Raw genomic sequence first — 7042 nt, forward strand, 5'->3', positions numbered from 1 at the left:
CATTCTCCCAGACGGGAGGCACCCCTCCGAGGTTGCCCGCTCCCCAGCCATTCTCGCGGGAAATGGTCGTCGAGAAAGTGCTTCCCTTCTGCCGACGCACCAGCGTCAGTGAGCCGGAACCAGCTTGGGGTTCGGGCCGTAGCCGTTCTCGTGCGACTTGCTGTCACTGGCCAGGAACACCAGCAGGATGATTCCGCCCACGAGCGGGACCAGCCCGATGAGCAGCCACCAGCCCGACCGGTCCGTGTCGTGCAGCCGACGGACGGCGACACCGAGGCTGGGAAGGAGCACGGCGAGGCTGTACAGCGCTCCGATGACCGGGCTCGTGCCGGCAACAGTGTCGATGATCGTCAGCGCGATGCTGACGACGACGCTGATCAGGGTGAACATGATGAGGCCCGTCCTTGTGGACCAGGCCGAGCAGAAATGTGGCTTGAAGTGTGCGGGTCAAACCGTTACCTGGGGCCGGCCGAGCCCGGGCTGAGCGGTGCGCTTGACACCGAAATCGAACATCCATTCTCATGGGATTCCGGCCCTCGGTTTCCGGGAGTTATCCACAGGCTGGAAGGACGTCGGGGCCCATTGTCAGTGGCAGGGGTTAGCGTCTTTGACGTGAAGCGATCGACTCAAGCAAATCGGGTGGAACCCATGGCAGGAACCGACCGCGAGAAGGCGCTCGACGCCGCGCTCGCACAGATTGAACGGCAATTCGGCAAGGGCGCGGTGATGCGCCTGGGCGAGCGGCCGAACGAGCCCATCGAGGTCATCCCCACCGGGTCGACCGCGCTCGACGTCGCGCTCGGCGTCGGCGGCCTGCCGCGCGGCCGTGTGGTGGAGGTGTACGGCCCGGAGTCCTCCGGCAAGACGACCCTCACGCTGCACGCCGTGGCGAACGCCCAGAAGGCGGGCGGCGCGGTGGCCTTCGTGGACGCGGAGCACGCCCTTGACCCCGAGTACGCGAAGAAGCTCGGCGTCGACATCGACAACCTGATCCTGTCCCAGCCGGACAACGGCGAGCAGGCGCTCGAGATCGTCGACATGCTCGTCCGCTCCGGCGCGCTCGACCTGATCGTCATCGACTCCGTCGCAGCCCTGGTGCCCCGCGCGGAGATCGAGGGCGAGATGGGCGACTCGCACGTCGGTCTGCAGGCGCGGCTGATGAGTCAGGCGCTCCGGAAGATCACCAGCGCGCTGAACCAGTCGAAGACCACGGCGATCTTCATCAACCAGCTCCGCGAGAAGATCGGCGTGATGTTCGGCTCGCCGGAGACGACGACCGGTGGCCGCGCGCTGAAGTTCTACGCATCGGTGCGGCTCGACATCCGCCGTATCGAGACCCTCAAGGACGGCACCGACGCGGTCGGCAACCGCACCCGCGTCAAGGTCGTCAAGAACAAGGTCGCGCCGCCCTTCAAGCAGGCCGAGTTCGACATTCTCTACGGGCAGGGCATCAGCCGCGAGGGCGGTCTGATCGACATGGGCGTGGAGCACGGCTTCGTCCGGAAGGCGGGCGCCTGGTACACGTACGAGGGCGACCAGCTCGGCCAGGGCAAGGAGAACGCCCGTAACTTCCTGAAAGACAACCCCGATCTCGCCAATGAGATCGAGAAGAAGATCAAGGAGAAGCTGGGCGTCGGCGTCAGGCCGGAGGCCCCGGCGGCCGAGCCCGGCGCGGACGCCGCCGGCGCCGGTGCGGTGGCTCCGGCCGAGGACGGGGCGAAGTCCGCGCCCGCGTCCAAGGCCAAGTCGGCCAAGACGGCGGCGGCCAAGGGCTAGCAAATGGCCCGGCGAACCGAATGGCCGGGCGACAGCGCCGACTCGTCGAGGGCCGAGAAGGAGCTGTCGCCTCAGGATCCGGCCGAGCGGGCGCGAGCGATCTGCCTGCGGCTGCTCACCGGGACCCCACGCACCCGCAAGCAGCTCGCGGACGCGCTGCACAAGCGTGAGATCCCCTCGGAGGTGGCCGAGGAGGTCCTCTCCCGCTTCGAGGACGTGGGGCTGATCAACGACGCGGCCTTCGCGGACGCATGGGTGGAGTCCCGGCACCACGGCCGGGGCCTCGCCCGGCGGGCGCTCGCGCGGGAACTGCGCACGAAGGGCGTGGACTCCGCGCTGATCGACGAGGCGGTCGGGCAGCTCGACTCCGAGCAGGAGGAGGAGACCGCCCGCGAGCTGGTCGCGCGCAAGCTGCGGTCGACGCGAGGCCTCGACCGGGACAAGCGCCTGCGTCGCCTCGCGGGCATGCTCGCGCGCAAGGGCTACCCGGAGGGTATGTCGCTCAGGGTGGTCCGCCAGGCATTGGAGGAAGAGGGCGAGGACACGGAGGGCTTGGGGTACGAGGGGTTCTGAACCGGGGGTGTGCGCTCAACGGGCGTTGGGCCCCCGACCTCCAGGGCATTCGCCCCCGACCCTCATTCCGAAACTGGCAGCCCAGCCGCCTTCCACGCCTGGAAGCCGCCCACCAGATCGGTGGCCCGGCGCAGTCCCAACTGCTGCAGGGACGCGGCCGCGAGGCTCGACGCGTAGCCCTCGTTGCAGATCACCACGACCAGCAGATCGTGGCTGACCGCCTCCGGCGCGCGGTGGCTGCCCTGGGGGTCCAGTCGCCACTCCAACTCGTTGCGTTCCACGACCAGCGCACCCGGAATCAGACCGTCCCGCTCGCGCAGCGCCGCGTACCGGATGTCCACCAGCAGCGCGCCCGCCCCGGCCGCCTCGAAGGCCTCCTTCGGCTCGACCCGGTCCAGGTCCTTCCGCACCCGCTCCAGGAGCTCGTCGATCCCCACCTTCCCCCAGCTCACTGCCAGTCCTCCGGACGCTCGACCTGCTCAAGACGGAGCACCGCGCCGGACCGGCTGAAGCGCCGGATCAGCGGCAGCGGCGGGTAGTACGCATGGACCGAGACGGCATGCTCGGCGGCCGACTCGTTCAGCACCTCGTGCACATGGTGCTTCCCGAAGGCCCGGCCCTCGCCGGCCCCCAACTGCCGCTCGCGGTCGACTCCCTCGTTGAGCTCGAGGGTCTTCCAGCCGCTCGCGGGGAGCCGCACGGCGAGGGAGTACTCCTTCAACTCGCCCACGGCCGTGGCGAACGCGCCGAACGACTCGGCGTGGTCGTGCCAGCCGGTGCCCGTGCCCGGCGGCCAGGCGATCAGCCAGGCCTCACTGCCGCCGGGTCCGTCGAGCCGTACCCACGTCCGGCCTTCGGGATCGAGCGGGAGCGAGGCGATGAGGTTCTTGTCGGCGGCGGAGCGCCGCACGAAGTCGAGCAGCTCGGCGGCGGTCGGCGCGGACGCGTCCGTACGTGCCGACGCGTCCGTACGCGCAGAGGCAGCAGTGACCGGGGTGGAGACAGGCTGGGACACGGAAACCGTCCTGGAAGTTCGCTGGAGGGCGCGCAGGCCCATCAGGCCACAGCGCGCGGGAAAGGCGAATTCAGCAGGACGGGCGACACACGCATCCCGCATAGCGGACGAGGTCCATATGGACCCTCCGCCACAGGCGCACATCGGTGTCGGTCACGCTCCGGAGTACACCATGTGGGCCTTCGAGGGTCAATTGATGTCGGCAGTACGGTCACTGCGCGCCGCTGACGGAGCACCGCCGCGCGCCGCGTCCGCCGCCGCGTACAGCTCCGCAGGCCGCACCCCCGCGAACGAGGCGACCAGGTGCCCGTCGGGCCGCACCAGCAGCACTGTGTGCGCCGAAGCGCCCGGGTAGCTCTCCGTCACCAGCAGCTCCGCCCGCACCGGCAGCGCGGTGACCGCCGCGGCCAGCCGCGGCATCACGCCCGCGCTCACCCAGTGCCGCCGGTCCCACACCCCCGTACCCGGCGCGACCAGCACCACCAGCAGCTGCCCCCGCCCCAGCCGGTCCCGCAGCCGCGCGCTGGCGCCGTCCGGCGCGGTCACCCGTACATCCGCGACCGGAGCGCCCGCCTCCGTGCCCACGAAGGTCTGTGAAGGGGCGTATTCGGGTGCGAGGGGGGAGTGCGTGTAAACGGGTGGCGCGCCAAGCGGGCCGTGCCCCAGATGGCCGTCGGTCAGCAGAGTGTCGTGCCCGCGCGCGGCACCCGGAAGATACGTACGCAGCCCGCTGCCGCCACGCAGTATCGGCAGAGACTGGTCGGCGGCGCGCAGCCGAGAGGCGACGGCGGCCCGCCGCTCCGCCTGGTAACTGTCGAGCAGCGGCTCCGACACGCCGTGGTGCCAGCTGTGCGCCAGCTTCCACGCGAGGTTGTCGGCGTCCCGCAGCCCTTCGTCGAGCCCCTGTGTGCCGAGCGCCCCGAGCAGATGCGCGGCGTCGCCCGCGAGAAAGGCCCGGTCCACGCGCCAGCGCCGCGCGAGCCGGTGGTGCAGCGTGTAGACGCCGGTGTCGAGGAGCTCATACGGAGGCGTCTCACCGCACCAGCCGGCCAGGGTGTCCCGTACGCGCGCCACCAGGGCGTCGGGGGTGACCAGTTCGCCGCGGGACGGCAGCAGCCAGTCCAGCCGCCAGACATCGTCCGGCAGCGGCCGGGCGGTGACCTCGTCGCCGCCCGTGCGCCAGGGCGGCCGGCGGTGCAGCAACGCCTCGTCGGGCCAGGGGAGTTCGGTGCGCAGGGCGGCGACGGCATGCTGTTCCACAGCCGTACGGCCCGGGAAGCGGATGCCGAGGAGCTTGCGGACCGTCGACCTGGCCCCGTCGCAGCCGACCAGATGACTGCCGCGCCACCAGGTCGCACCGGGCCCCCGGGTGTGCACGCTGATCCCGGTCGCGTCCTGCTCCAGCGAGTCGACGCGACTCCCGGTGACGAGCCGGACCAACCGCTGCGCGGCGACGGCATCCCGCAGTCCGCGCGCGAGGGCGTGCTGGGGGATGTGTAGCGGCGCGGGTGCGCGGTCGTCGCCGAGGGCGAGCTGCCGTACGTCCTGCCGGCGCCGCATCGAACGCCAGCCGGTCCAGCGGGAACCTTCGTCACGGCCAGTGGCGCAGCCGAGCCGTTCCACCATGGCTGCCGTGTCGGGCCGCAGCACGACCGTACGGGCGCGCCGCTGCTCGTCGTTGCCCGCGCCTTCGTCGAGCACGACCGAGGGGACGCCTTGCTGCGCAAGGGCCAGCGAGAGCGCGAGCCCGACAGGCCCCGCGCCCACGATGATCACCGGGTCCACGGCACGGCTCCTTCTGGCTTGCTGACGGAACGAAAGATAGCAAGTCGAGCCCGGTGCACGATCACACAACGTATGCAACCCACTGTGGGTGCATGCGTCAAGTGACAGAGGTATGCGGCGAGGGGGCAGCGGCCCTAGCCGCTGCCCCCTCGTGTTCTGCTGCCGGTGGTGGCCGGTCGTCAGATGGCGCCTGCGCCTCAGGCCGTAGCGCCGCCGCCGTGGTCCATCGTGTGGCCCGGGGCGTTGAGCTCCTCGACCTCGTCCGCTCCGAGGACCGCTCCGGTGCCCTTCTTCGTCCGGCGCGCCCGGCCCTCCAGCCAGCCCGCAACGCTGGTGAGCAGGAAGTTGAGCGCGATGTAGATCAGCGCGATCACGGTGAGCGCGGCGATGGTGTTCGCCCCGTAGTTCGCCGGGATCGTGCGGTACTGCGACATCAACTCGGCGAGGCCGAGCAGGGCGCCGCCGAGCGCGGTGTCCTTGACGATCACCACAACTTGGCTGACCAGGGCGGGCAGCATCGCCGTGACGGCCTGCGGCAGCAGCACGTGGGACATGGTCTGGCCCTTGCGCATGCCGATTGCCTTGGCGGCGTCGGTCTGGCCCGACGGCAGCGAGAGGATGCCGGCCCGCACGATCTCGGCGATGACCGAGGCGTTGTACAGCACCAGGCCGGTCACCACCGCGTACATCGGCCGGATCTCCGACTCGATGTTCGTGAACTGCACGAACATCGCGCTGGCGAAGAACATCAGGATCAGCACCGGAATGGCGCGGAAGAACTCGACCACCACACCCACCGGAACCCGGATCCAGCGGTGGTCCGAGAGACGGCCGATGCCGAGCAGCCCGCCGAGCGGCAGCGCGATCATGATGGCGAAGGCCGCCGCCTTCACGGTCAGCCAGAGACCGGGCAGCAGATACGTCGTCCACACCTCGGAGTCCGTCACGAAAGGACTCCACTTGTCCGCCGCCAGCTGGCCCTTGTCGGCCATGACCGACAGCGCCCACCAGATGACGAGCCCGAGCACGACCAGGAACACGATCGTGAAGAGGACGTTCCGCCGCTTGGCGCGGGGGCCCGGGGCGTCGTAGAGAACGGAGGTCATCGCTTCACCGCCACACGCTTGGCCACCCAGCCCAGCAGCAGGCCGGTCGGGAGGGTGAGAACGATGAATCCGAAGGCGATGACCGCGAAGACCGCGAACAGTGAGTCGGCCTCGTTCTCGAGCATTTCCTTCATCAGCAGCGCGGCCTCGGCGACACCGATCGCCGCGGCCACGGTGGTGTTCTTCGTCAGCGCGATCAGTACGTTCGCCAGCGGTGCGACGACCGAGCGGAACGCTTGTGGGAGCACGATCAGTGTCAGCACCTGGAAGAAGCTCAGCCCCAGTGCGCGGGCCGCCTCCGCCTGGCCGACGGGCACGGTGTTGATCCCGGACCGGATGGCCTCGCAGACGAACGTGCCGGTGTAGGCGATGAAACCGAGGACGGCCAGCCGGAAGCCGATGTCCTTGAAGTTGTCGCCGCCGAGTGCGAAGCCCAGCGTCTGGTTCAGGACCAGCGAGCAGGCGACGATGATCAGCGTCAGCGGCGTGTTACGGACGCAGTTGATGTAGACGGTGCCGAAGGCCCGCATCAGCGGAACCGGGCTGACCCGCATACCGGCCAGGATCGTGCCCCAGATCAGGGACCCCACGGCCGAGTAGAGGGTGAGCTGAACCGTCACCCAGAAGGCGCCGAGCAGGTCGTACTGCCCGGAAGAAAGAAAGTCGAACACGTTGCTCCGCGCTCTCCCCAGACCGAGGCCCTGCGCGCGGCCGCGAGCAGATGTGCGGCCGCCCGGTCGTCACCGCCGCGCGGCGTGGACGCACAGTGGACGATCGCATCCACGCC

Annotated in this window: 8 protein-coding genes and 2 pseudogenes; 2 read left to right on the plus strand and 8 right to left on the minus strand. The window is 69.9% G+C overall.

The window, feature by feature from the left end:
* Positions 1-105 precede the first annotated feature (105 nt).
* Positions 106-396, minus strand: a pseudogene (locus ACWDO5_RS34605) (DUF805 domain-containing protein); the annotation flags it as partial.
* Between the two features lie 252 nt (positions 397-648).
* Between ACWDO5_RS34605 and recA the strand changes: the two are divergent.
* Complete coding sequence (gene recA, locus ACWDO5_RS34610; protein WP_450534502.1) at positions 649-1776, plus strand: recombinase RecA; 1128 nt, start codon at positions 649-651, stop codon at positions 1774-1776.
* Positions 1777-1779: 3 nt separating this feature from the next.
* A complete protein-coding gene (recX, locus tag ACWDO5_RS34615) occupies positions 1780-2349 on the plus strand; it encodes a recombination regulator RecX (RefSeq protein ID WP_450534503.1) in 570 nt (189 codons plus the stop codon).
* Positions 2350-2411: 62 nt separating this feature from the next.
* Here recX and ACWDO5_RS34620 read toward each other — a convergent pair whose 3' ends face one another.
* The 7 genes and pseudogenes from ACWDO5_RS34620 to ACWDO5_RS34650 all read right to left on the minus strand — a co-directional run.
* Positions 2412-2801, minus strand: coding sequence for a rhodanese-like domain-containing protein (locus ACWDO5_RS34620; protein WP_450534504.1), 390 nt, complete (start codon positions 2799-2801; stop codon positions 2412-2414).
* Positions 2798-3364 carry a cysteine dioxygenase gene (locus ACWDO5_RS34625; protein WP_450534505.1) on the minus strand — a complete coding sequence of 189 codons (567 nt, stop codon included), beginning with the start codon at positions 3362-3364 and terminating at the stop codon, positions 2798-2800. Before ACWDO5_RS34625 ends, ACWDO5_RS34620 begins: the two co-directional genes overlap by 4 nt.
* 70 nt (positions 3365-3434) lie before the next feature.
* A complete protein-coding gene (locus tag ACWDO5_RS34630; RefSeq protein ID WP_311605579.1) occupies positions 3435-3521 on the minus strand; it encodes a putative leader peptide in 87 nt (28 codons plus the stop codon).
* Positions 3522-3553: 32 nt separating this feature from the next.
* Complete coding sequence (locus tag ACWDO5_RS34635; RefSeq protein ID WP_450534506.1) at positions 3554-5149, minus strand: FAD-dependent monooxygenase; 1596 nt, start codon at positions 5147-5149, stop codon at positions 3554-3556.
* 197 nt (positions 5150-5346) lie between these two features.
* On the minus strand, positions 5347-6255 hold the full coding sequence (locus ACWDO5_RS34640; RefSeq protein WP_450534507.1) for an amino acid ABC transporter permease: 909 nt from the start codon (positions 6253-6255) through the stop codon (positions 5347-5349).
* Positions 6252-6926 carry an amino acid ABC transporter permease gene (locus ACWDO5_RS34645; protein ID WP_450534508.1) on the minus strand — a complete coding sequence of 225 codons (675 nt, stop codon included), beginning with the start codon at positions 6924-6926 and terminating at the stop codon, positions 6252-6254. The genes ACWDO5_RS34640 and ACWDO5_RS34645 overlap by 4 nt, the downstream gene beginning before the upstream one ends.
* A gap of 20 nt (positions 6927-6946) precedes the next feature.
* Positions 6947-7042 (minus strand): annotated as a pseudogene (locus tag ACWDO5_RS34650) (nucleoside-diphosphate sugar epimerase); the annotation flags it as partial.

The sequence above is a fragment of the Streptomyces sp. NPDC000880 genome, assembly GCF_053599675.1.

Coding starts and splice junctions, on each gene's coding strand:
- recA (WP_450534502.1), top strand. CDS start 649: ATGGCAGGAACCGACCGCGAGAAGGCGCTCGACGCCGCGCTCGCACAG.
- recX (WP_450534503.1), top strand. CDS start 1,780: ATGGCCCGGCGAACCGAATGGCCGGGCGACAGCGCCGACTCGTCGAGG.
- ACWDO5_RS34640 (WP_450534507.1), bottom strand. CDS start 6,255: ATGACCTCCGTTCTCTACGACGCCCCGGGCCCCCGCGCCAAGCGGCGG.